General features: G+C 71.5%; 17 protein-coding genes and 1 pseudogene. 6 read left to right on the forward strand and 12 right to left on the reverse strand.

From position 1 onward, the window contains the following. Positions 1 to 16: 16 nt before the first annotated feature. From OO62_RS13480 to OO62_RS13495, 4 genes are all read right to left on the reverse strand, one after another. Positions 17 to 1,525: a PQQ-binding-like beta-propeller repeat protein gene (locus OO62_RS13480; protein WP_099870433.1), complete on the reverse strand. Its 1,509-nt coding sequence runs from the start codon at positions 1,523 to 1,525 to the stop codon at positions 17 to 19. Positions 1,526 to 1,644: 119 nt separating this feature from the next. Then, positions 1,645 to 3,216, reverse strand: coding sequence for an oligosaccharide flippase family protein (locus OO62_RS13485; RefSeq protein WP_033267575.1), 1,572 nt, complete (start codon positions 3,214 to 3,216; stop codon positions 1,645 to 1,647). Next, positions 3,213 to 4,892, reverse strand: a complete 1,680-nt coding sequence (locus tag OO62_RS13490) for a polysaccharide biosynthesis tyrosine autokinase (protein ID WP_033267576.1) — start codon at positions 4,890 to 4,892, stop codon at positions 3,213 to 3,215. The genes OO62_RS13485 and OO62_RS13490 overlap by 4 nt, the downstream gene beginning before the upstream one ends. Continuing rightward, positions 4,889 to 6,382 (reverse strand): hypothetical protein, encoded by a 1,494-nt coding sequence (locus tag OO62_RS13495; protein WP_051733115.1) that lies wholly within the window; start codon positions 6,380 to 6,382, stop codon positions 4,889 to 4,891. Before OO62_RS13495 ends, OO62_RS13490 begins: the two co-directional genes overlap by 4 nt. A 129-nt stretch (positions 6,383 to 6,511) precedes the next feature. Here OO62_RS13495 and OO62_RS13500 point away from each other — a divergent pair, with 129 nt between their 5' ends. Next, the gene (locus OO62_RS13500; protein ID WP_078617153.1) at positions 6,512 to 7,780 is read left to right on the forward strand and encodes a glycosyltransferase; all 1,269 of its coding nucleotides are present in this window, start codon (positions 6,512 to 6,514) and stop codon (positions 7,778 to 7,780) included. A gap of 35 nt (positions 7,781 to 7,815) precedes the next feature. Here the strand turns inward: OO62_RS13500 and OO62_RS13505 are convergent, their stop codons facing one another. The 3 genes from OO62_RS13505 to gmd are packed head-to-tail and all read right to left on the reverse strand — an operon-like array spanning position 7,816 to position 10,510. Further along, on the reverse strand, positions 7,816 to 8,934 hold the full coding sequence (locus tag OO62_RS13505) for a glycosyltransferase (protein ID WP_033267577.1): 1,119 nt from the start codon (positions 8,932 to 8,934) through the stop codon (positions 7,816 to 7,818). Next, positions 8,931 to 9,500 carry an LbetaH domain-containing protein gene (locus tag OO62_RS13510; RefSeq protein WP_033267578.1) on the reverse strand — a complete coding sequence of 190 codons (570 nt, stop codon included), beginning with the start codon at positions 9,498 to 9,500 and terminating at the stop codon, positions 8,931 to 8,933. The genes OO62_RS13505 and OO62_RS13510 overlap by 4 nt, the downstream gene beginning before the upstream one ends. Beyond that, positions 9,497 to 10,510 carry a GDP-mannose 4,6-dehydratase gene (gene gmd, locus OO62_RS13515; protein WP_033267579.1) on the reverse strand — a complete coding sequence of 338 codons (1,014 nt, stop codon included), beginning with the start codon at positions 10,508 to 10,510 and terminating at the stop codon, positions 9,497 to 9,499. Before gmd ends, OO62_RS13510 begins: the two co-directional genes overlap by 4 nt. A gap of 183 nt (positions 10,511 to 10,693) precedes the next feature. Between gmd and OO62_RS13520 the strand changes: the two genes are divergently transcribed. After that, positions 10,694 to 11,638 (forward strand): GDP-L-fucose synthase family protein, encoded by a 945-nt coding sequence (locus OO62_RS13520; RefSeq protein WP_033267580.1) that lies wholly within the window; start codon positions 10,694 to 10,696, stop codon positions 11,636 to 11,638. 76 nt (positions 11,639 to 11,714) lie between these two features. On the opposite strand, the gene OO62_RS13525 is transcribed toward OO62_RS13520, so the two are convergent. Beyond that, complete coding sequence (locus OO62_RS13525; protein WP_078617154.1) at positions 11,715 to 13,220, reverse strand: sugar transferase; 1,506 nt, start codon at positions 13,218 to 13,220, stop codon at positions 11,715 to 11,717. 273 nt (positions 13,221 to 13,493) lie between these two features. Here OO62_RS13525 and OO62_RS13530 point away from each other — a divergent pair, with 273 nt between their 5' ends. Continuing rightward, entirely contained in the window at positions 13,494 to 13,790 is a 297-nt protein-coding gene (locus tag OO62_RS13530) for a cupin domain-containing protein (RefSeq protein WP_033267581.1), read from the forward strand. 51 nt (positions 13,791 to 13,841) lie between these two features. Here the strand turns inward: OO62_RS13530 and OO62_RS13535 are convergent, their stop codons facing one another. After that, entirely contained in the window at positions 13,842 to 14,846 is a 1,005-nt protein-coding gene (locus OO62_RS13535; RefSeq protein ID WP_033267582.1) for a YdcF family protein, read from the reverse strand. A gap of 167 nt (positions 14,847 to 15,013) precedes the next feature. After that, the gene (locus tag OO62_RS13540; protein ID WP_157850140.1) at positions 15,014 to 15,514 is read right to left on the reverse strand and encodes an RICIN domain-containing protein; all 501 of its coding nucleotides are present in this window, start codon (positions 15,512 to 15,514) and stop codon (positions 15,014 to 15,016) included. A 601-nt stretch (positions 15,515 to 16,115) separates the two neighbouring features. Here OO62_RS13540 and OO62_RS13545 point away from each other — a divergent pair. Both OO62_RS13545 and OO62_RS36450 read left to right on the forward strand, forming a co-directional pair. Beyond that, on the forward strand, positions 16,116 to 16,487 hold the full coding sequence (locus OO62_RS13545) for an ATP-binding protein (protein WP_063739007.1): 372 nt from the start codon (positions 16,116 to 16,118) through the stop codon (positions 16,485 to 16,487). A 111-nt stretch (positions 16,488 to 16,598) separates the two neighbouring features. Then, positions 16,599 to 17,230 (forward strand): annotated as a pseudogene (locus OO62_RS36450) (sigma-70 family RNA polymerase sigma factor). Positions 17,231 to 17,342: 112 nt separating this feature from the next. Here the strand turns inward: OO62_RS36450 and OO62_RS13555 are convergent. Together OO62_RS13555 and OO62_RS13560 are read right to left on the reverse strand one after the other, a co-directional pair. Continuing rightward, positions 17,343 to 17,888 carry a ferritin-like domain-containing protein gene (locus OO62_RS13555; protein WP_033267584.1) on the reverse strand — a complete coding sequence of 182 codons (546 nt, stop codon included), beginning with the start codon at positions 17,886 to 17,888 and terminating at the stop codon, positions 17,343 to 17,345. Positions 17,889 to 17,987: 99 nt separating this feature from the next. Further along, positions 17,988 to 19,847: a glycoside hydrolase family 15 protein gene (locus OO62_RS13560; protein WP_033267585.1), complete on the reverse strand. Its 1,860-nt coding sequence runs from the start codon at positions 19,845 to 19,847 to the stop codon at positions 17,988 to 17,990. Positions 19,848 to 20,071: 224 nt separating this feature from the next. On the opposite strand from OO62_RS13560, the gene OO62_RS13565 reads away from it, so the two are divergent. Beyond that, a complete protein-coding gene (locus tag OO62_RS13565) occupies positions 20,072 to 21,262 on the forward strand; it encodes a lycopene cyclase family protein (RefSeq protein ID WP_033267586.1) in 1,191 nt (396 codons plus the stop codon). The last annotated feature ends 24 nt before the right edge of the window (positions 21,263 to 21,286 follow it).

Raw genomic sequence — 21,286 nt, forward strand, 5'->3', positions numbered from 1 at the left:
CCGGTCCGGGCTGCGGTCAGTTCCTGGCGGTCACGTAGACCGGACCGTTGCGGCCCGAGACGTTGGTGCCGTCGGTGACCTCCAGGGAGTAACGGTGCTGCGCGCCCGGCTGCACGGTGTCCGTGAAGCTCATGTCGGGCCGGTCCCAGTAGCGCGAGTCCTTGGTCAGCGAGGTCAGATACTCACCGTCCCGGTAGATCTTGTAGGTCAGCACGCCGTTGTCCCGGTCCCACGACGCCTTCCACTGCAGCGTGATCTTGCCCCGCGCCGTGCTCGCACCGCTGAGCAGCGGCACCTGCGGAGCGCCGGTGTCCGGCGCCGCCGCGAACCGGGTCAGACCCTGCTGCGGCGCGTCGTTGACGGTGGTGAACTCGCCGCCCGCCCACAGGACCCCGTCCGCCATGGTCAGCGCGCGCGGACCGATCTGCTCGCCGATCCCGTCGTTGGTGTCCGGGAACCACGGCAGGATCGTCTTGTCGGAGATCGACTGCGCCAGGAAGTGCTGACGGTTGCCGATGTCCGGGAAGCCGCCCGGGGTGCTGCCGCAGTTGTGCGCGTGCGAGCCGCTGTAGAGCACGCCCTTGTAGGGCAGCACGGCCTGCGTGGCGCCGAGGCAGGTGTCCTTCCAGATCTGCGAGCCGTCCGACAGCCGGCCGGCGGCCCGTCCGTCGAAGACGCCGCCGCCGGTGCCCTCGGCGCCCAGGTAGAAGTTGGTGCCGTCGTTGACGAGCGTCTTGACCGCCGACCGCTGGGGGATCCAGCCGCTGAAGGAGTTCACGACCTTGCCGGTGGTCGCGTCCAGGCCGGCCAGCGCGTGCACGCCGAACAGGCTGCCGTTCACCGAGGTGAACCGGCCGCCGATGATGACCTTGTTGAGCTTCGGCGCCACCGTGATGGCGTTGACGCCCGGGGTGGGGTCGTTGGGGATCGACGAGCCGCGCACCGTCGCCTTGAAGGGCAGCAGGGCGCCGTTGGGCCGCAGCGCGGCGATCCGCTCCCGGGTCTGGCCCTGGACCGTGTCGAAGCCGCCGCCGATGTAGACCGCGTCGTCGGTCACGTCGATGGCCCGCACGGTCGAGCTGACCGTCGGCTGCCAGGCCGCGCCGATCGTGCAGTCGGCGGTGTTGAGCGCGGCGGTGTTGGAGCGCCCCACCGGGCCCGCCTTGCCGAACGAGCCGCCGATGTAGAGCAGCGAGCCGTCGGGCGACGGCTTCAGGGCCCGTACGGTGCCCGAGCCGCCGCTGAACGCCGGGGCGCACGGCAGCGGTTGGCCGGTTTTGGCGTCGAAGGCCGCGAAGTTCTTCCGGGCGAGCTCACCGCTGCCGGGGGCCGCGCCGGGCGGCCGGATGTGCTCGAAGGTGCCTCCCACGTAGACGATGCCCTTGGCGTACGCCAGGGACCACACGATGCCGTCGGTCTGCCAGGTGGCCAGCGGATCGGCGGTGAGTGTGGCTTCGCCGGTGGCCTGGGCAGGCCCGGCGGCGAGGGCCGTCGAGGCGGTGCCCAGCACCGCGGCTGCGAGCAAGAGATGGACGGGTCTGCTTCTTTGGCGCACAGGTCCCCCCTGGATGCATTGATGCGATCGGAATTATCGGGAGCGGAAGTCTGAACGAGATGAGTTTTGTGCAGAATTGAGTTCAGCGTTCATCGAGGGTTATCCGAACCGCGCTTGCGCAGCACCCCGAAGAACTCCCCTACCCCCAGCGGCAAACGATAGCGCCAGACGAGCGCGCCGAAAGCCCCAATTGACAAAACCATTCCCAAGAGAGCACCCGTAACGCTGTCGCCGAATAGCGTCCGCATAACGAACGCCACGGGCGCCACCGCCCCGATGCCGAGCAGTGCGGCCAGCAGATAGCCGTGGTCCACGGTCCGGAATCCCAGTCGGCGGCGGGCGAGCCAGGCCGAGGCGCCGTTGTCCACGACGATCGCCAGCCCCCAGGAGACCGCGGCCCCCAGCACTCCGTAGCGCGGAACCAGCCATATTCCGCTGCCCAGTTGGACCGCGAACGCCACGCCGGCCACCACGAGGTTCCACACGCTCCGCCCGGCCATCAGGATCACCGTCTGCGCGTTGCCGACGCCGACGTTGACCAGACAGGCCACGGCCAGCGCCACCAGCCCCGGCGCACCACCGGCGAACCCCGAGCCGAACAGCGACAGCACGGTGTGCGGGAAGGCCGCCAGGAGCACGAACACCGGCCAGGAGAACAGGGCGATCCAGCGCGTCGACAACCGGTGCAGATGGTGTGCCCCGTGCGTGTCGCCGCCCGCCGTCAGCCGGCTGATCTGCGGGGCCACCGCCAGCCGGACGGCCAGCTGGAGCAGCGTCCCGGCGGTGACCAGCCGCCCGATCGCCGTGTACACCCCCGCCTGGGCGCTGGTGCCCAGCACCGACAGCAGGATCACGCCGAGCCACACGGCGGTGATGTCGAAGACCGAGGACACCGCCCGCGGACCCGCGAACGCCCAGAACTCCCGTGCCTGCGGCGGGGGTCGGCCGGTGCCGGGGTGCCTGCGCAGCGACCCGCGCAGCGACACGTACGCGGCCACCGCCCCCAGCACGCCCGGCACCAGCCACGCCGCGGACAGCGCCGTCACCGTCGGCACGAGCAGCACCAGCGGCACCGCGAGCAGGACCCGCAACACCGGCTTCCCGATCTGTTCCACGCCCACGAACGGCACCACCGAGCCGTACCCCCGGGTCGCGCCGAGCAGCACCAGCGCGACCGTCGTCACCGGCAGGAACACCGCGAACAGCCGCAGCAGCGCCACCGCCTGTCCGGTGGCCAGGTCCGGCAGCAGCCGGCCGGCGAGACCGGGGGAGAACAGCACCACGGCCGCCCCGGCGGCGCTCGCCAGCAGCGTCGGCAGGACGGCGGTCCGCAACAGCCCCGGCACCCCGGCGCCACCGGTGCGCTCCAGATCCCGCGAGACGAACCGGACCAGGGCGGTGTCGGCGCCCAGCTTCAGGGCGTTGCTGACGATGGTGAAGGCCGCGACGCCGGTGAAGACCGCACCGGCCCCGCGGGCCCCCAGCCCATGGGTGACCACGGCGACCAGGGCGAACCCGAAGAGCGCGTTCGCGGCCGAGCCGGCCAGCGCGAACAGGCTGCCGCGCGCGGTCGAGGCGACGCCGCGCCCGCCGTCCGCGGCCCGGGCGGGCGCCGGCGCGGGCGGCCCGCCCCCGGAGCCCGCCGGGTGGATGGCCGTCACCCGCGCAGCGAGGACGCGTCAGTGCCGACGGGCGCTCCGGCCGCCGGGCCCGTGCCGGAGGGCGGCGGGCCGGATCTGGCCGGCGGCACCACCACGGCACCCCGCGCACGCCGGCTGCGACCACGCTTGCGCGGCGCCGGGCCGCTGTCCGTGAGCCCGCGCAGCGACCGTCCCCGGCTGCCCTTGTCCAGGACCGCTCCGAGGATGTGCCCGCCCGCCCCGGTGATCAGCTCCCACACCCGGTCCAGGTCGTCCCGGCGCACCTCGTTGAGGTCGCAGACCACCACCACACCCGCCGCCTGCTTGGCCACCGCCAGCCCGTCCGCGTGCGTGAGCAGCGGCCCGGTGACCACCACCACGTGCTCGTCAGGGCCCGACGGCGCGTTCAGCAGCCGGGCGAACTGCGGCGAGGTCAGGGCGCGGGCCGGGTTGGGCACCTCCCGGCCCGGCAGCAGGTCGAAGCGCCCGTCGACGCCCGCGTCCACCGCGAGCCGCTCGCCCTCCGCCCAGCTGCCCGGCAACGGCCGCCCGTGCCCGGGGTGCAACGGGAGCCGCTGGGCGAGCTCGGGCGTCCGCAGATTCGCCTCGACCAGCAGGATGTCGTTGCCGATCTCGGCGAACGCACCGGCGAGGTTGACCGCCACCGACACGGCGTCCGCGTTCTCCCGCGGCGCGACGATCAGCAGGCTGCCCCGTCCGGCGAACCGCCGGTCGTGCACCAGCCGGAAGGCGATCGTGCGGTACGCCTCCGCGCGGTTGCCGTGGCCGGACCTGCCGACCTCCAGCAGCCGCTCACCACCCCGCCGCCGCGGCAGGATGCCCAGCACCGGTGCGCGCAGATTGTCCTGGACGTCCGCCACGGACCGGACCCGCGGCTCCAGCACCGACCGGACCCAGGCCGCCAGGATGCCCAGGGCCAGACCGGCCACCGCACCGGTGAGCAGCAGCATCGCCAGACCGGGGCTGGACGGGAAGGCCGGCGGATCGCCCTTGCGGACGATGTCGCCGGGCGTGGTGTCGAGGGACTTCAGGCTGGAGATCCGGCCCTGCAGATCCGCGATCTCGGTCACCAGATTGCCGCGCTCGGACTGGTCGGAGGTCTTCCCCGACCCGGCGTTCGCCTCCGCGATCCGCTGGTCCAGCACCTTGCGCTGCTCCAGCAGGGGCTTCAGTTCGGCACTGAGCTTGCTGACCGTCGTGTCGATCCGGTGGCTCGCCGCGTTCTCCCGGTAGTCGAGATACGCGTGCACGAAGGCGTTGACCAGCGCGGCCGCCCGCTCGGGGGAGTCCGCGCTGTACTCGAACATCAGCGTCTGGGTCTCGGGCGGATTGCTCACCCGCAGATCCCGCTGGAGGACGGCCGGGGCGGTCCGCTCACCGAGCGCCTTCGCCGCGCCGGCCGCGACCGAGGCGCTCTGCGCGATCTGCCGCTCGGTGCCCATGCTGATCTGCTTGTCCACCGAGACGCCGCCGGCCTGGAAGGGCGCGGTGCTGATCGCATGCACCACGACCTCGCCGGTGGCGGTGTAGGTGGAGCCCCCCAGCAGTGACACGGCGGCGCCGCCGAGCATGCCCAGCACCAGCCCGAGCACGATGAAGGCCCGGTAGCGGAAGAGCTGGCGCAGCTGATCGCGGATCTGGTCCGGCTCCTCCACGGGCTCGTCGAAGACGCTCACGTACGTGCTCCTTCTGTGGGTATGGGCGAGGGGGCCGCGCGCTCCGGCGCGTACACGGCCTCCTGCACCGACGGCGCCGACGGGCGCCGGGACTTACGGGTGATCAGCAGCGGGATGCACACCAGCAGGGCGAGCGGGCCGACGATCGCCATGAGGCTGCCGCGCAGCAGCACCAACTGGTAGAAGCCGAACGCCGGTACCAGCAGCGCCGCGAGCGTGCCCGGACGCCGCCGCAGCCGGTGCCGGAGGTCGTCGACGCGCCGCCCCACCGCGCCGATCAGACCGAAGACGGCGATCACCGAAGGGAAGCCCGCCCACATGTACGACTCGATCCACAGCGGCGCGGAGAGGTTCGAGAAGGTGTAGCCCGCGTGCCGGGCGAGCAGGATCCCCGCGTCGTCCGGCTTGCCCGGCCATGCCGAGCGCGGCACGAAGAACAGCGGTGGCCCCAGCGCGGCCGACGGGGAGAAGCCATGGGTACGGACGTAGTCCACACCCGTCTCCATCTGCTGGAACGCGTCGTAGTCGCCGTTGGAGGTGAACTGCTCGGCGAGCGACACGACACGGACCGGCTCCCGCTTGTCGTAGCGGAAGTAGTCGCTGTACGGGAAGACCACCAGCACCACGGCCGCCACGCCCGCCGCACCGACCCGGAACGCCCGCGGCCCCCGCAGCCACGACGCCCCGAACGCCACCGCCAGCACCACCGTCCCGGCCCAGAAACGCGGCTGGCTGATGGGATTGTTGACGACCGCGTTCACCGCGAGCAGCAGCGGCAGCAGCAGCCACCGCAAACCGCGCAGGACCCGGTCGCCCTCCTTGAACCGCGGCACGTGCACCAGCGCAACCAGCGCCCAGAACGCCGGCACCGACAGCAGCCACGCCGCCATCGCCCGGCCCGCCGACCCCGACGGCTCGGCCTGCGCCGCCGCCTCGTTGGCGGCCTGGCGGCTGAGGAAGAACGCCGAGAGCCCGCCCTGACCGGGGATCAGCACCACCGCCAGCAGCAGCGCCACGCCGCACAGCAGCAGCACCCGCCCCGGCGCCAGCCGCCGCGCCAGCAGCGGTTCGAGGACGACGGAGGAACGGGAGGACCGCCACGACGCCAGCGCCGACCCCGCGCTGTAGGCCACAAGTCCCGTCTCCACCAGGACAGTTGTGACAAAGGCGGTGTCCGCGTCGACGAGGAAACCGCGCGGGTAGGCGTCCGTCGCGAGCATGGCCAGCGGCGCGAGGCCCAGCCACACATAGGAGAAGAGCCAGAAGCCGAACGCGATCACCCGCGCCCGGACGCCCGTCAGCACGCGGGCCAGCGCCGCGCCGGTGTGCACCACCACCACGCACTGGACGGCGAGCGCGGCGCCGAAGCGGGCATCCAGCGACCGCAGCACCAGCAACGGCAGGAGCACCACCAGCACCAGCACCCAGCAGCACAGCGCGGCGACCGCACGCGGGGGCGGCGCGGCCCCCGACCGCCTTCCGGGCACCATCGGTCCACCTCCCCCCAGACCCCAACTCCCCATCGGAGAGCACAATCTAAGGGACATCCGATAACAAGGTCGTCTTCGGGACACAATCGCAACCCAATTCACAGTTCTCCCGGGCAGGCCGCTTCTACGATGACGGCACAGCCAGAGGGAGCAACCGTGGAAGACTCGTTCGCCGGCCGGTGTGTGCTCGTGGTCTCGACCAACTACGCACCCGAACACACCGGCATAGGGCCGTACTCGACGCAGATAGCCGAGCATCTCGCCGCGTCGGGCGCCGACACACATGTCCTCGCGGGCATGCCGCACTACCCGGCGTGGGAGGTGGCGCAGGGCTACCGCGGCCGGTGGCGGCTGCGGGAGCGGCGCGGCGGGGTGACCGTGCACCGTCGCCGGCACACCGTCCCGCCGCGCCAAACCGCCGCGCACCGCGCGCTGTTCGAGGCGAGCATCCTCGCGCACGGTGCCCTGGCGCCCCCGCGCATCCGGCCCGACGTGGTGCTCACCCAGATGCCCACCCTGGCCGGGGGAGTGCTGGGCGGGCGGCTGGCCCGGCGGGCCGGCGCCCCGCACGTCGTGGTCGTCCAGGACCTGATGGGCGCGGCCGCGGAACAGAGCGGCATCCGGGGCGGTGGCCGGGCCGCCGCCCAGGCCGCGGCGGTCGAGGGCAGGATCCTGCGCGGCGCCGCGGTCGTCGGCGTGGTGCACGAGTCGTTCGTGGACCGGGTCGCGGCGATGGGAGTGCCCCGGTCCCGGGTGCACGTGGTGCCCAACTGGACGCATGTGCAGGGCCCGAGCGGCGACCGGGAGCGGACCCGGGCCCGGCTGGGCTGGCAGCCCGGGGAGACCGTGCTGCTGCACGCCGGGAACATGGGCCTCAAGCAGGGACTGGAGGTCCTCGTCGAGGCCGCCAGGCTCGCCGACCAGGACGCCGCGCCCGTACGGATCGTGCTCATGGGCGACGGCAACCAGCGCGCGCACCTGCAGCAGCTCGCCGCCGGCGTCTCCGCGCTGTCCTTCCTGCCGCCGGCCGGCGCCGGCGAGTTCCCCGACATGCTCGCCGCCGCGGACGTCCTCGCGGTGACCCAGAAGGCCACCGTGCTCGACATGAGCCTGCCGTCCAAACTGACGTCGTACTTCATGACGGGACGGCCGGTGATCGCCTCGGTGGCCGCCGAGGGAGGCACCGCCCAGGAGGTGCTGCGCTCGGGCGCCGGGACGGTGATCGCCCCGGAAGATCCGAAGGCGCTGCTGGCGGAGGTGCGCGCGCTCGCCGACGACCCCGCGCGGGCCGCCCGGCTCGGTGCCCGCGGCCCGCACTACGTCGAGGAGCGGCTCAGCAGCCGGGCGGGCCTGGAGCGGATCACCGGACTGCTCCGCCTCGCCACGGCCGGCCGGTAGGACCGGGCGGCGGGGCCGGGCCCCCGCCGCCCTCCTCACCAGGCTCCCGTGACGGACCGGTAGTACTCCTCCAGCCGGTCGGCCACGGCCGTGAGCGAGAACTCCGCGTCGACGGCCGCCCGGCCCGCCCGCGCCACCCGCTCGCGCAACGCGTCGTCCTCCAGGAGCCGCAGCACCGCATCGGCCAGCTGCTCGGGGGAGCCGTCGGTCACCACGGCGGCCTCCCGGCGCCGGAGCGTGCCGGCGATACCGCAGCTGTCCGTGCAGACCACCGGTGTGCCCACCGCCAGCGACTCCAGCACGCTCATCGGGAACGGCTCGTCGACGCTGGGCAGGACGTACACGGTGGCCCGCGCGGTCCGGCGCACCGCCGCGTCGTGCTCCAGGGCGCCGCCGTACGTCACCACCTCGCCGAGCCCCTCCTCGGCGATCAGCCGCCGCACCTCGGCGAGCCGCCCCTCGTCCGAACCGTGCACGGTGAACGTCGCATCGGGCCGCTTGCGGTGCACCAGCGCCGCCATCCGCACGAACGCCTCGGGCCGTTTACGGGCCTGCAGCCGGGCGAGGAAGAGCACATCGGCCGCCTCGCGCTCCGCCTCGGCCGTCCGGGCGCGCACCCCGTTGTTGAGCCGCACCAGCCGCGGCCCGCGCGGTCCCAGGACCCGACGCAGCCCGACCTCCTCCTCGTCGGTCAGCACCAACGCGGCGGCCGCCCGGCGCAGCAGCGGGACGTAGACCCGGTCGAAGACCCGGGCGACGGCGCCGCGGCGGGGCTGGACCATGCCGTGCGTCTGCACCAGGAACGGCCGCCGGCGCAGCACCGCGATCGCGAGTGCGGCCAGCGAAACCAGATCCCGCCCGGCGTGCAGCTGAAGGACGTCGGCCCGGCCCGTCCGGCGCCACAGCAGCCACGGCAGCCCGGGATGGAACAGGCCGAGGAACCCTTGCCCCGGGACGAACGTGCGGGCGCGCCGGGAGCGCAGCGGCACCCCGTCCACGGCGCGCGGGGCGGCGCGCCGCCCCCGCCACAGCGAGACCAGTTCGACGTCGTGGCCCCGCGCGGCCAGCTCGCCCAGCTGCCCGGTCGCCACGCTCACCGGACCGCCGTACGCCCCGTCGTCGCTGACCAGGGTGACGACATGGGTGATCCTCACCGCGTGCCTCCGGTGGTGTGCACGGTCCCCGCGGGGACGTCCCGGTGGGCGACCGCCCCCGCGCCGACCACCGCGCCCGCGCCGACGGTCACCCCGCGCAGCACCATGGCGCGGGCGGCCACCCAGGCTCCCGGCTCCAGCCGGATCGGCCCGTTGTCGAACTCGAAGGTGGGCGAGCGGCGTTGGTGGCTTCCGGTGCACAGCACCGCGCCCTGCGACACGCAGACGTCACTGGCGATGCTGATCGGCTCCAGAGTGATCAGCCAGGCGTCCTCGCCGACCCAGACGTCGTCGCCGATCGTCAGCTTCCACGGCCACTGCACCCGGACCCGGTGCCGGATGAGCACCCGGTCACCGACCCGGGCGCCGAAGGCGCGCAGCAGCGCCGGTCGCAGCCGCGGCGGGCACCACCACTTCACGAACACCACGTTCAGGACGGCGAACCAGGCGACCTGGGTCAGCAGCCCGCGGCCCTTGTCGTAGCCGGCGCCGGTGAAGCCGCGCAGCCGCCGGGCCGTGACGGCGGACGGAGCGGAAGGGACCGGGGGAACAGCGGAACGACTCATCGGTCCACCCGCACCCGGTGGCCGGAGAGCTCGTCCTCCAGCTGCCGTACGTCCGACTCGACCATGATCCGCGCCAGTTCGTCGAACTGCACCTTCGCCGACCAGTCCAGCAGGCTCCTGGCCTTGGACGGATCGCCGATCAGCGCGTCCACCTCACTGGGCCGTTCGTACTTCGGGTCGAAGCGCACACTGCGCTCCCAGTCCAGCCCGACGGTCTCGAACGCGGCCTGCAGGAAGTCCCGTACGGTGGCGGCCACCCCGGTCGCCACCACGTAGTCGTCCGGCTCGTCCTGCTGGAGCATCAGCCACATGGCCTCCACGTACTCCGGGGCGTACCCCCAGTCCCGGACGGCGTCGAGGTTGCCGAGGTAGAGGTGGTCCTGCAGGCCCGCCTGTATGCGGGCCACCGCGCGGGTGATCTTGCGGGTCACGAAGGTCTCGCCGCGCCGCGGGCTCTCGTGGTTGAAGAGGATGCCATTCACGCCGAACAGCCCGTACGCCTCGCGGTAGTTGACCGTCGACCAGTACGCCATGACCTTGGCGCAGCCGTACGGGCTGCGCGGGTGGAACGGCGTCCCCTCGTTCTGCGGCGGCGGGGTGGCGCCGAACATCTCCGACGACGACGCCTGGTAGAGCCGGGTCCGGATGCCGCTGGCGCGGATGGCCTCCAGCAGCCGCACCGCGCCCAGACCGGTCACGTCGCCGGTGTAGAGCGGCGCGTCGAAGGAGACCCGGACATGGGACTGGGCGCCGAGGTTGTAGACCTCGTCGGGCTGCACGTCGCGCAGCAGATTCACCAGCGCCACCCCGTCCGACAGGTCGACGTGGTGCAGCAGCAGCCGCCGGTCGGGGGTGTGCGGGTCCTGGTAGATGTGGTCTATGCGCTCGGTGTTGAAGCTCGACGAGCGTCTCATCAGCCCGTGCACTTCATAGCCCTTGCTCAACAGCAACTCTGCCAGATACGAACCGTCCTGGCCGGTGATACCGGTGATCACGGCGGTTTTGGGCATGGCTTCCCCCATGAGAAGTGATGGTGTTTCGGATCGAATGGTCAATTCCCCACGTGCCGTGGACAGACGGGGCGCGGGGCGTGGACGCTACCCGCTCGGTGATCGAGGGTCGAGAGCGAAGAGCGGCAGATATTTCCGGAAATAGCCGGTGGGTGTATCGGGTTCACTGCCACAATCCGGCACATGAATGACTTGCTGCCCCCACCCGCCCGCGTCTTCGTCGCCGGCCACCGCGGCCTGGTCGGCTCCGCCGTAGCCCGGCGGCTGTCCGCCCGGGGCTACGACGTGCTGACCCGCACCCGCGCCGAACTCGACCTGCGGGACGCCGCCGCCACCGCCGCCTACCTGCGCAAGACCCACCCGGACGCGGTCGTCCTGGCGGCCGCCAAGGTCGGCGGGATCATGGCCAACAGCACCAGCCCGGTGCAGTTCCTGGAGGACAACCTGAGCATCCAGCTCAGCGTCATCGCCGGCGCGCGCCAGGCGGGCGTGCGACGGCTGCTGTTCCTCGGGTCGAGTTGCATCTACCCCCGGCACGCCCCCCAGCCCATCACGGAGGACGCCCTGCTCAGCGGGCCGCTGGAGCCCACCAACGAGGCATACGCGATAGCCAAGATCGCCGGCCTGGTCCAGATCCGCTCCTACCGCCGGCAGTACGGCTCCTCGTTCGTCTCCGCCATGCCGACCAACCTCTACGGTCCCGGCGACAACTTCGACCTGGAGACCTCGCACGTCCTGCCGGCACTGATCCGCCGCTTCCACGAGGCGAAGGAGAACGGCCTGACCGACCTCACCCTCTGGGGCACCGGCACCCCACGCCGCGAGTTCCTGCACGTCGACGACCTGGCCGCGGCCTGCGAGGTGCTGCTGCGCCGCCACGACGGCGACGACCCGGTCAACGTGGGCTGCGGCGAGGACCTGACCATCGCCGAGCTCGCCTCCTGCGTGGCCGCCGCCGTGGGCTACGAGGGCCGGATCTCCTTCGACCCGTCCCGCCCCGACGGCACCCCGCGCAAGCTCCTCGACATCACCGCCATGCGCGCCCTGGGCTGGGAGCCGACCATCCCGCTGGCCGAGGGCATCGCGCAGACCTACCGGGCGTGGCGGTCGCAGCCCGCACCGGCCTGACGCCGCCGGGCTCGCGGTGTGCGGGCGGCCGCCCCTCGTCGAGGCGCCGCCGCCCGCTCGCCGGGGCCCGCCCCGCTCAGTACGCACCGCGCCCGTCCACCACCGCGCGCAGGGTACGGACCAGCACATCGATGTCGCGGGCGTAGGACCAGTTGTCCACATAGCTCAGATCCAGCGCGACGGTCTCGTCCCACGAGAGATCGGACCGCCCGCTGACCTGCCACAACCCGGTCAGCCCCGGCTTGACGGTCAGCCTGCGCAGCTCCGTGCCGTCGTACCGCTCGACCTCCTCGGGCAGCGGTGGCCGCGGCCCGACCAGCGACATGTGCCCGGCCAGCACGTTGAACAGCTGGGGCAGTTCGTCGAGGGAGAAGCGGCGCAGCACCCGGCCCGCCCGGGTCACCCGAGGGTCCTGCCGGATCTTGAACATCGCCCCGTCGTGCTCGTTCGCCGCATCCAGCTCGGCCCGCATCCGGTCGGCGGTGACGACCATGGTGCGGAACTTCCACATCCGGAACGGCATCAGGTCCCGGCCGACCCGGGTCTGCCAGTAGAACACCGGACCGGCGGAGGTGAGCCTGATCGCGGCCGCCACCAGCACGAAGACCGGGGCGAGCAGCACCAGCAGGAGCAGCGCCCCCACCCGGTCGGTGGCCTCCTTCAGCAGCACCGGAAGCCCCCGCCGGGCCGCCGGGGCGATGTGCAGCACCGTCAGGCCCGCCGCCTTGGCGAGGCGGACGCGGTGCCGGGAGACGTCGAGCAGCCCCGGAAGTATGGCCAGATCCCGCCCCTCGTCGTGCACGGCCCAGGCCAGCCGGCGCACCCGCGCGGCGGACATCTGGCGGCCGGGCGCCACGAAGACCAGATCGGCATCGAGCTCGGCCGCACACCGCAGGACGGTCTCCCCGTCGAGTTCCCCTTCGAGGGCGTCGCCGTCGGAGGCGAGCCGCGCGGGAACGGGAACCGCCGCGTCGATGGCCTCGTCCCCTATGAGGCAGCTGCCCACGACGACGTACTCGTGGTCGGTGCGGTGCGCCAGCTCCGCCAGCACCACGTCGACGGCGCCGGCCTCCCCGACGATCAGCACCCGGCGCAGCGCCTGTGCGCGGCGCCGCACGGCCAGCACATAGCGGTGCACGAGCTTGCGACGGAGCACGGTCAGCGCCAGGCACGGCACCAGCGCGAGCACACAGACCGCGGTGGCGACCTCGATCCGTGCCACGACGCAGATGACGGCCAGCACGCCGAGCATGGTCAGCCAGTCCCGTACGACCGGCATCACGGCGCCGCTGGCGCCGAGTTCATCCCTGCTGTAACGATTCTTTGCCGCGCTCACGACAAGCCAGGAAGCGGCTGCCAGGGCCGCGACGAGCAACGGCTGCGGCTGTCCCACCGCGGCACAGACGGCGGCTACCGGCGCGAGTATGCCGAGCAGATCCGCGAGCAGTACCCCGTGTAAGAGTCGCCGTTCGGCGGTTCTGTGCCTGCCTTCCCTGTGCGGTCGCGACGTACGACGATCGAGTTCTGCCGTCGCGGAGGGTGATGAGATCCCCCGTGATGCGGCAGCTTCGAACAACCCCATGGCCCCCCACTTGGTCGTCCCCTCACTTCCGGCGCGGTCGGGACCCCCGGCGCACAACCGCCTCCGTGTTGGGGGTGAACGCTAGAGCACGTGGCAACCGACTGCTGTGGTTTACCTATTTTGAGTGTTCTTGTGTTCCATTGTTTACAGCGCGACTAAGCCATGCTCCAGCTTCGGCCACCGGCGGCGATGATGGCCGGCGGAAGGAAGACGGGCCTGCGGCCCGCCCCACGAGGTCGTGCGCACCGGCGACCGGACGGCAAGGAGCAGACGATGACGACGAAGGCCCGGGCGACCGTGCAGCACGAGGACGAGCGGGTGCGGGTCACCCGCTGGGACTTCGAGCCGGGGACCGGCACCGGCCGCCATGTGCACGCGTACGACTACGTCGTGGTGCCGGTGACCGACGGTCGGATCAGCGTCCGCACACCCGGGGGAGAGGTGTCCGAGTCGGAGCTGCGGGCGGGCGAGTCGTACGCGCGCCCGGCCGGGGCCGAGCACGAAGTGGTCAACGCCGGCGACAGGTGGCTGGCGTTCGTCGAGATCGAACTCAAGGAATCCCGGGGGTAGGGCGCGCAGAGGGGCGCGTGCCACCGCACGCGCCCCTGATGACCGCCCCGCTCAGCGGTTCCACCAGATGACGAAACCGCCCAGCACCAGCAGCAGGCAGACACCGAGGTTGACCACCTTGTGGGCCAGGAACACCGCGGCGAATTCACGGATCGTCGCGCTGGGCCAGAAGTACGCGGCGGTGGGGGAGCCCACGACGTGACCCCGGACCTCGGTCTTCCGGGCCATCAGGGCGGCCCGGAAGGCGTGGTAGTTGTTCGTGACCACCACGCACCGGTAGTCCGGCTTCGCCGCCTCCATGATCGCCCGGCTGAAGCGGAGGTTCTCCTCGGTGGTCCGGGAGCGGTCCTCCCGCACGATCCGGTCCGCGGGGAACCCGCGCTCGATGAGGTAGTCCGCCATTGCATGGGACTCCGGGAGCTGCTCGTCGGGCCCCTGCCCGCCGGAGGTCAGCAGCAGGGGCGCGGAGCCCCGGGCGGCCATCCGCTCGTACACCGCGCGGCCCCGCTCCAGCCGGCTGGCCAGCAGCGGCGGCACCTTGGTCCCGCCGATCAGCCCGGAGCCGAGGACGACCACGTAGTCGGCGTCGCGGCGGACCGGCAGCCGTCCGTAGAGGAAGGCGTACCCCACGAAGCACAGGAAGAGGAACGAGACGTAGCCGACCAGCCCGACGGCGGTCCCCCCGATCACGAGCAGGGTGCGCGACCGCAGGACCACCGCCGCGATCAGCAGCCCGAGGACCGAGAAGATGCCGAGCCCGGCCAGCAGCGACAGCAGATTGGCGGGGCGCCTGCCCTCCTTGCGTACCATTTTCACGCCGTTGGAGATCAGGAAGCAGGCGAGGACGACGGTTCCCACCGTCGGCAGCGCCAGGAGCGCGACGGCCGCGATCTCCCCCAACAGGGCGTGCGACCGGCCGAGTTTGCCGATCAGCGCGAGCAACGCGAAGGTGACGGCGAGCCCCAGATGGATGGCGTTGCCGAACCTGCGGCGGTCGCGCAGCACGCCGAGGCCGAAGAGGGCGAAGAAGAGAATCGCGGGGACATAGGCCAGCATGGCTGCATCGTAGACACATTGATCGTGTGCTCTTCACACGATCGGCACCCGGCCATCTCGTCGCCCCCGCGCCGGACTTCGCGCGCCGGCCACTCCTCGGGACCGGCCGGTCGGGGGTGGCGGGCCCGGCCGGGGCTCGCAGGGCCCGCCACCCCCTCAGATCGTCCTCAGCCGATCAGCGGGATCCACCGCTGCTCGTCGGATCCGGTGCACGGCTTGAGCGCCACCGTGTTGAACTCGCCTTCGTCGGCGATGCAGCCGCGGGAGAACTTACGGCTGATGAATGTCGAGCCCTCGTCCCGGTTCGCGTAATCCCAGTACTGGGCCTGTATCGCGGTGTTGCAGTTCTCCAGCGTCACCGCCTGGCCGATGCCCTTGGCGGTGACGCACCGGCCTGCGTGGTGCGCGCTCTCCAGCTGGTAACCCTGGAATCGGCCGACTCTCAGATAGAAGTCCTGCGTTCCCGACGCGTCGGCCGACCACGCCTTGACGGTGTCATTACCGTAGGCGTCGAGGTTCCGGTCGCTTCCGACATTCTGGAACGTGTAGCGCACGTCCGGCCGGAACGTTGAGGGCGTCGCTGCCTGGGCGTTGCCGGCGGTCAGCAGCCCCACGCTCAGCAGCGTCGATGCGGATACCACAGCAGCGATGACCTTGCGACTTGCCACTTCTCCTCCTGACTTTGTGGCTTCTGAAAGCCACGCGAAAGGTTGAGTGTGCACGTACCCGAGGCATGTGCCTCGCGAAGGAATCTACGGGGGGCAAGGGACCGCAGGAAGGTGTATTCCGGACGCCCGGGACGGAACGGGACGTTGCGGGTTCAATGTCTTGCATTCCCGTAAAAGGCTTTCCCGGACAAGGGGGCATTCGGACCGTTTGTGCCATGGCTGTTTCCGGTGACGTCGGTTCGGCCGAAGGCCCGGAACTTCCGGCCACTACCCGGACGTCAGTAGGCGGGGGCGACCGCGCACCGATAAGGGCCGCGGGGCCGGCGGGATACGGAAAGGCCGCGCCCGGCACGCCGCCCGCGGCCCCGGACGGGGCGTTTCGTGGTATCAAGCCATCCCCGGCGTCTCGTTCCGCACCCCTGTCGGCGGACCGCGGGGAGCGGGCGGCTGGCCGGAATCACGCAGGGCCGCGGCTGCGGGGCGGAGGGGAGCTGTGGGGCGAGGAGAGCGAAGCGGGAATCGCCGTGCAAACTCCCGGAGATGCCGGGTAGTCGAAAGGTTGAAGCCAACGAACGAACCCGTAGGGGGGAGGTGGGAAACGGTGACACAGGCGCCGGAGATACCTGCCACGGCGGCCGAGGCGCGGAATCGCGTCCATGACCTCCTGCATGCTCATCCCGAGCCTCTCGACGAGGTGATGCTGATCGATGCGCTGCTGATCACCTCGGAATTGGTCACCAATGCCCGGCGTCACGCCGGCGGTGTGACCGCTTTCGCCACGCGCATCACGGGGAACCGACTGGAGATCCGGGTCGAGGACCCGAGCCCGCGCCACCCGGCCAACACGTCACGCAACAGCCCCGGCGACATCGGTGGCTACGGCTGGCCGATGGTGTGTCAGCTCGCCACCTCCATCGACATCGCACCCACCAGCCAGGGCAAGGCCATCACCGTGGTCCTCCAACTGCGCTGACCCGCCGCGGGCGCACGCGAAATTTTTGATCAACATGCCGGCATGACTGTGCCGGTACTGGGTAAGCGCGCGCTGTCGCGCCCGCGTGGGTCGGGCGGGCAGGGAGGCGTGATGACCACCGTCGTGACCGACACCGTGACCGCACCGCAGGTCGCAGCACCGACAGAGCTGCCAGAAGTACGGTGCCCCAGCGCGGTGGCGCCGGCCGATGCGCGTGAGCTGTCCAAGCAGTTCTTCGACCGGCTGCGGGACCTCGAAGAGGGCACCCATGAGTACCAGTACGCGCGCAACACCCTCATCGAGATGAACATGTCGGCGAGCTGGCGAAGGCCAAGGAACAGCTGCACATCCAGCTCGACCGTGACCCCACCGTCCGTGAACTCGCCGCCCATCTGAACCTGTCGGAGGACGAGGTCATCGAGGGCATCGTCGCGGCCAACGGCTACACCGCCGGCTCGCTCGACACCCCCACCGACCCCGACCCCTCCGACCAGGGCCGCGCCCTCGCCGACGTGCTGGGCGAGGACGACCCGGGCATGGAAACGGTCGAGGACCTGCACACCCTGGCGCCCCTGCTGCGCAAGCTCGACGAGCGGGAACGCCAGCTGATCGAGCTGCGCTACGGGCAGGAGATGACGCAGTCGCAGATCGGCGCGGAACTCGGCGTCTCCCAGATGCACGTCTCCCGCCTGCTCAGCCGCACCCTCTCCAAGCTCCGCGCCGGCATGCTCACCGAACGCTGACCGGCCCGCTCACCGCGCATCGGGACCGCGGACCGCGCGCCGTACACGGCCCGGGAGGCGGGGCCGGCCCCCCACAGGCCGGCCCCGCCTCCCGGGCCGTTCATCGGTGTCCCTAGCTCTTCGTGTCGTGCGGGAGCCGCTCCAGCAGTCCCCGCATGTCGTCCGCGTGCTCCTCCTCCTGCGCGAGGAGGTCCTCGAAGACGCGACGGGTGGTCGGGTCGCCGTCGCCCAGCCACTTCGCGATCTCGGTGTAGGAGGCGATGGCGATCCGCTCCGCCACCAGGTCCTCCTTGATCATGTCGATCAGATCGGCGCTGGCGTCGTACTGCGCGTGTGAACGCTTCGTCAGGGTGTCCGGATCGAAGTCGGGTTCTCCGCCGAGCTGGACGATGCGCTGCGCCAGCTTGTCGGCGTGCTGCTGCTCCTCCGCGGCGTGTTCCAGGAACTCCGCGGCGACCGGCTCGGAATAGAGGCCGGACGCCGTGTAGTAATGGCGCTTGTATCGCAGGGTGCACACGATTTCCGTGGCCAGCGCCTCATTGAGCACCTGCAGAACGCGCTCCAGATCCGCACCGTATGCATCCGTGATCGGGCCCTTGTCGATCTCCTGGCGCGCCCGCTTCCGAATGGTTTCGATGTCGGTGAGGAACTCAGCCATGGTTCGCTTTCCTTTCGGTCCCGTACGGTTCGTCACCGGTCCGCCTGCCCGGTATTCCGGCCGTCATTCCTGGTGGGGGCCTTGCGGGGGAGCGCCGGCTCACCCCATGAGGGCGTCCAGGTTCGTGGCGGCGCTGATGAGGGCGAGATGGGTGAGCGCCTGTGGGAAATTCCCCAGGTGCTCGCCCGTCATGCCTATCTGCTCCGCGTACAGACCGAGGTGGTTGGCGTACGTGAACATCTTCTCCAGGGCCAGCCGCGCTTCCTCCGCGCGGCCGGTTCGGGCCAGCGCCTCCACCCACCAGAAAGAACACAGGGAGAACGTTCCCTCGGTGCCGTCCAAGCCGTCCGGCGACTGCTTGGGGTCATAGCGGTGGACGAGGCTGTCCGTGACGAGGTTTTCCCCTATGGCCTTTACGGTGGCACGGAAGCGCGGGTCTTCGGGGGAGAGGAATTTCACCATCGGCATCATGAGGACCGAGGCGTCCAGAATGCTTTCCGGTGGCTGTCCCGGCTCGTCGCTGAGGCGTTGGGTGAACGTCCGGTCCTGTTCGTTCCAGCCCTGTTCCATGATCTGGTGGTAGATCCGGTCGCGTACGGACATCCAGCGCACGAGGTCCCCCGGCAGTCCGCGCCGCCGCGCCATCCGGATCATGCGCTCGACGGCTACCCAGCACATCAGCCGTGAATAGGTGTGGCATTGCGCTCCCGCGCGGGTCTCCCAGATACCCGCGTCGGGCCCGTCCCAGTGCTCCAGCAGCCATTCCAGGATCGCGCACAGATCCGTCCAGCTGTCGTGCGATATGCCCGGCCCGTATTTGTCGAAGAGATAGACCGAATCGATGAGTTCCCCGTAGATGTCCAGCTGGAGCTGTTCGGCCGCGCCGTTCCCCACCCGCACCGGATACGAGCCCTGATAGCCCTCCCAGTGGTCCAGCACGTGTTCCGGAAGGTCGGCATCGCCGTCGATGGAGTACAGCACCCGCAGCGGTCCGCCCGCCCCGTCCCGGGCTCCGCGCAGACACCGGGTCAGCCAGCCAATGAAGGCCCCGGCCTCCTGAGTGAAGCCGAGACGGAGCAAGGCGTGCAGCGAGAAGGCGGCGTCGCGTATCCAGACATAGCGGTAGTCCCAGTTGCGTTCGCCGCCGAGCTGCTCGGGAAGGCCCAGCGTCGGTGCCGCCACGATCGCCCCGCTGGGCTCATGGGTGAGCAGTTTGAGGGTCAGCGCGGACCGGTGCACCATCTCGCGCCAGCGCCCCTTATAGGTGGACTGGCTCAGCCACTGCCGCCAGAACTGAGCGGTGGACCGGAACAGTTCCTCCGCCGCCGGCGCGTCCAGCAGGTCCACCGCGGGCTCCCCGCCGACCGTCTCCGCGGATTCCAGTACGAACAGCACCGACCGGCCCTCGGCGAGGTCGAACGTCCCGACCGCGTCCCGGCCGCTGATCTGCAGCGTCGTGCCGGCCTGGAGCGACAGCGTCATCGCCTCGCCCGTGAAGCGCACCCCGTGCGGCTGGTGCTCGACCCGGTGGGCGTCCCGGCCGTAGTTCATCCGCGGCGCGACGACGGTCCGCAGGCGGGTGCTGCCCCGTACGCTCACCACCCGGCGGACCAGCCGCTGCCGATGATTCCGGTCGCCCTCCGCCAGTACCGGCATGAAGTCCTGGATCTCGACGATGCCGCTCTCGGTCAGCATCCGCGTGATCAGGATGTTGGTGTCGGGGAAGTAGTACTGCTGCCGCCTGGCGACGGCACTCACCGGACTGAGGTGCCAGTAGCCGCCGTCCTCGGCGTCGAGCAGCGCGCCGAAGACGCTGGGCGAGTCGAAGCGCGGGGCGCAGAACCAGTTGATCCGTCCGTCGGTCCCCACCAGGGCGGCCGTCCGCAGGTCCCCGATCAGCCCGTGGTCGGCGATCGGCAGATAACGCTCGCCCGCTCCCGCCGCCCGGTCGCCTGCCATGCTCTCCCCTCTCGGCCCGTGTCATCGCCCGGTCTCCTGCTCTGCGGACGGTGCCGCAAACCGCCGGCCCGGCCGACGGCACGCCGGGCACCGTCCCGGGCCCGGAGCGTCCGCGCCGGCAGGATTCCCGCGCGTCGCAGCCGCCCTCCCGGCCCCCGGCTACGGAAGGATCAACAGGCGTCAACGGGCATCAACTGGGATTAAACGGCGCGGAAGGGGCGGGTGTGCGGGACGCGGATGCGGTCATCGTCGGCGCAGGGGCGGCCGGGCTGTCCCTCGCCTACCGGCTGTGCGCGCCGGCCGCCGGGGCACACCGGCTCGGCATCGTGCTCGTCGACGCCCCGCGCGGCCCGCACACCCCGCCGGAGCGCACCTGGTGCTACTGGGAGCCTCCCGGCGGCGAGTTCGACGACGCGCTGACCGCCGCGTGGGACGACCTGCGGGTCTACGGACCGGCCGGCGAGGAGACGCTGGGACGGCCCGCACCGCTCCGCTACAAGATGCTGCGGTCGGACGCCTTCGCGTCCGTCGTCGGCGCCCGGCTGTCCGCCCACCCCTCCGTCGTACGGATCGAGGCGACGGTGGACTCGGTACGCGACGTTCCCGACGGCGCCGAGGTACGGGCGCACGACGCGGCGGGGCGGCCGGTCACACTCCGGGCCCGCTGGGCCTTCGACTCCCGCCCCGGCCCCCGGCTCCCGCCCGCGCGCACCACCCTCCGGCAGCACTTCAGGGGCTGGTTCGTCCGCACCCGGCGACCGGTGTTCGACCCCGCGGTCGCGGACCTGATGGACTTCCGGGTCCCGCAGCCGGCGCACGGCCTGGCCTTCGGATACGTCCTGCCGCTCGATCCCCGCGCGGCCCTGGTGGAGTACACCGAGTTCTCCCGCCGCCCCCTGGAGACCGCCGCCTACGAGCGGGCGCTGCGCCACTACACCACGCACGTGAGGAAATTGGGCGACTTCCACATCACGGCCGTCGAGCAGGGCGCCATCCCGATGACCGACGGCCGCTTTCCCCGCCGCGTGGGGCGCTCGGTGTTCCGCATCGGTACCGCGGGCGGCGCCACCCGCCCGTCGACCGGCTACACCTTCGCCAGTGTGCAGCGCCAGACCGCCGCGATCGCCGCCGGACTGCGGCGGCACGGCTCACCGGTGCCGCCGCCCCCGCACACCCGGTGGGTCCGGGCGCTGGACGCCGTGCTGCTGCGGGCGCTGGACAGCGGCCGGGTGGACGGCGCCGCGTTCTTCAGCACGCTGTTCGGCGCGGTGCCCACCGAGCGGCTGCTGCGCTTCCTCGACGGCCGGACCGGGCTGTGGGAGGACCTCACCATCGGCCTGCGCACCCCCGTGCTGCCCATGCTCCGAACCGTCGCCGAACTCCCCCTGCTGCCGCGCAGGTCCGACCCGTGGTGACCGGACGCGCGCCGCGGCCCCCCG

Origin of the sequence: Streptomyces lydicus (assembly GCF_000717345.1) — a bacterium.
GTDB classification, from domain to species: domain Bacteria; phylum Actinomycetota; class Actinomycetes; order Streptomycetales; family Streptomycetaceae; genus Streptomyces; species Streptomyces lydicus.

Coding starts and splice junctions, on each gene's coding strand:
- OO62_RS13500 (WP_078617153.1), top strand. CDS start 6,512: ATGACGGCACAGCCAGAGGGAGCAACCGTGGAAGACTCGTTCGCCGGC.
- OO62_RS13525 (WP_078617154.1), bottom strand. CDS start 13,220: ATGGGGTTGTTCGAAGCTGCCGCATCACGGGGGATCTCATCACCCTCC.
- OO62_RS13560 (WP_033267585.1), bottom strand. CDS start 19,847: ATGGCAGGCGACCGGGCGGCGGGAGCGGGCGAGCGTTATCTGCCGATC.
- OO62_RS13510 (WP_033267578.1), bottom strand. CDS start 9,500: ATGAGTCGTTCCGCTGTTCCCCCGGTCCCTTCCGCTCCGTCCGCCGTC.
- OO62_RS13495 (WP_051733115.1), bottom strand. CDS start 6,382: ATGGTGCCCGGAAGGCGGTCGGGGGCCGCGCCGCCCCCGCGTGCGGTC.
- OO62_RS13555 (WP_033267584.1), bottom strand. CDS start 17,888: ATGGCTGAGTTCCTCACCGACATCGAAACCATTCGGAAGCGGGCGCGC.
- OO62_RS13535 (WP_033267582.1), bottom strand. CDS start 14,846: ATGCTGGCCTATGTCCCCGCGATTCTCTTCTTCGCCCTCTTCGGCCTC.
- OO62_RS13520 (WP_033267580.1), top strand. CDS start 10,694: ATGAATGACTTGCTGCCCCCACCCGCCCGCGTCTTCGTCGCCGGCCAC.
- gmd (WP_033267579.1), bottom strand. CDS start 10,510: ATGCCCAAAACCGCCGTGATCACCGGTATCACCGGCCAGGACGGTTCG.
- OO62_RS13530 (WP_033267581.1), top strand. CDS start 13,494: ATGACGACGAAGGCCCGGGCGACCGTGCAGCACGAGGACGAGCGGGTG.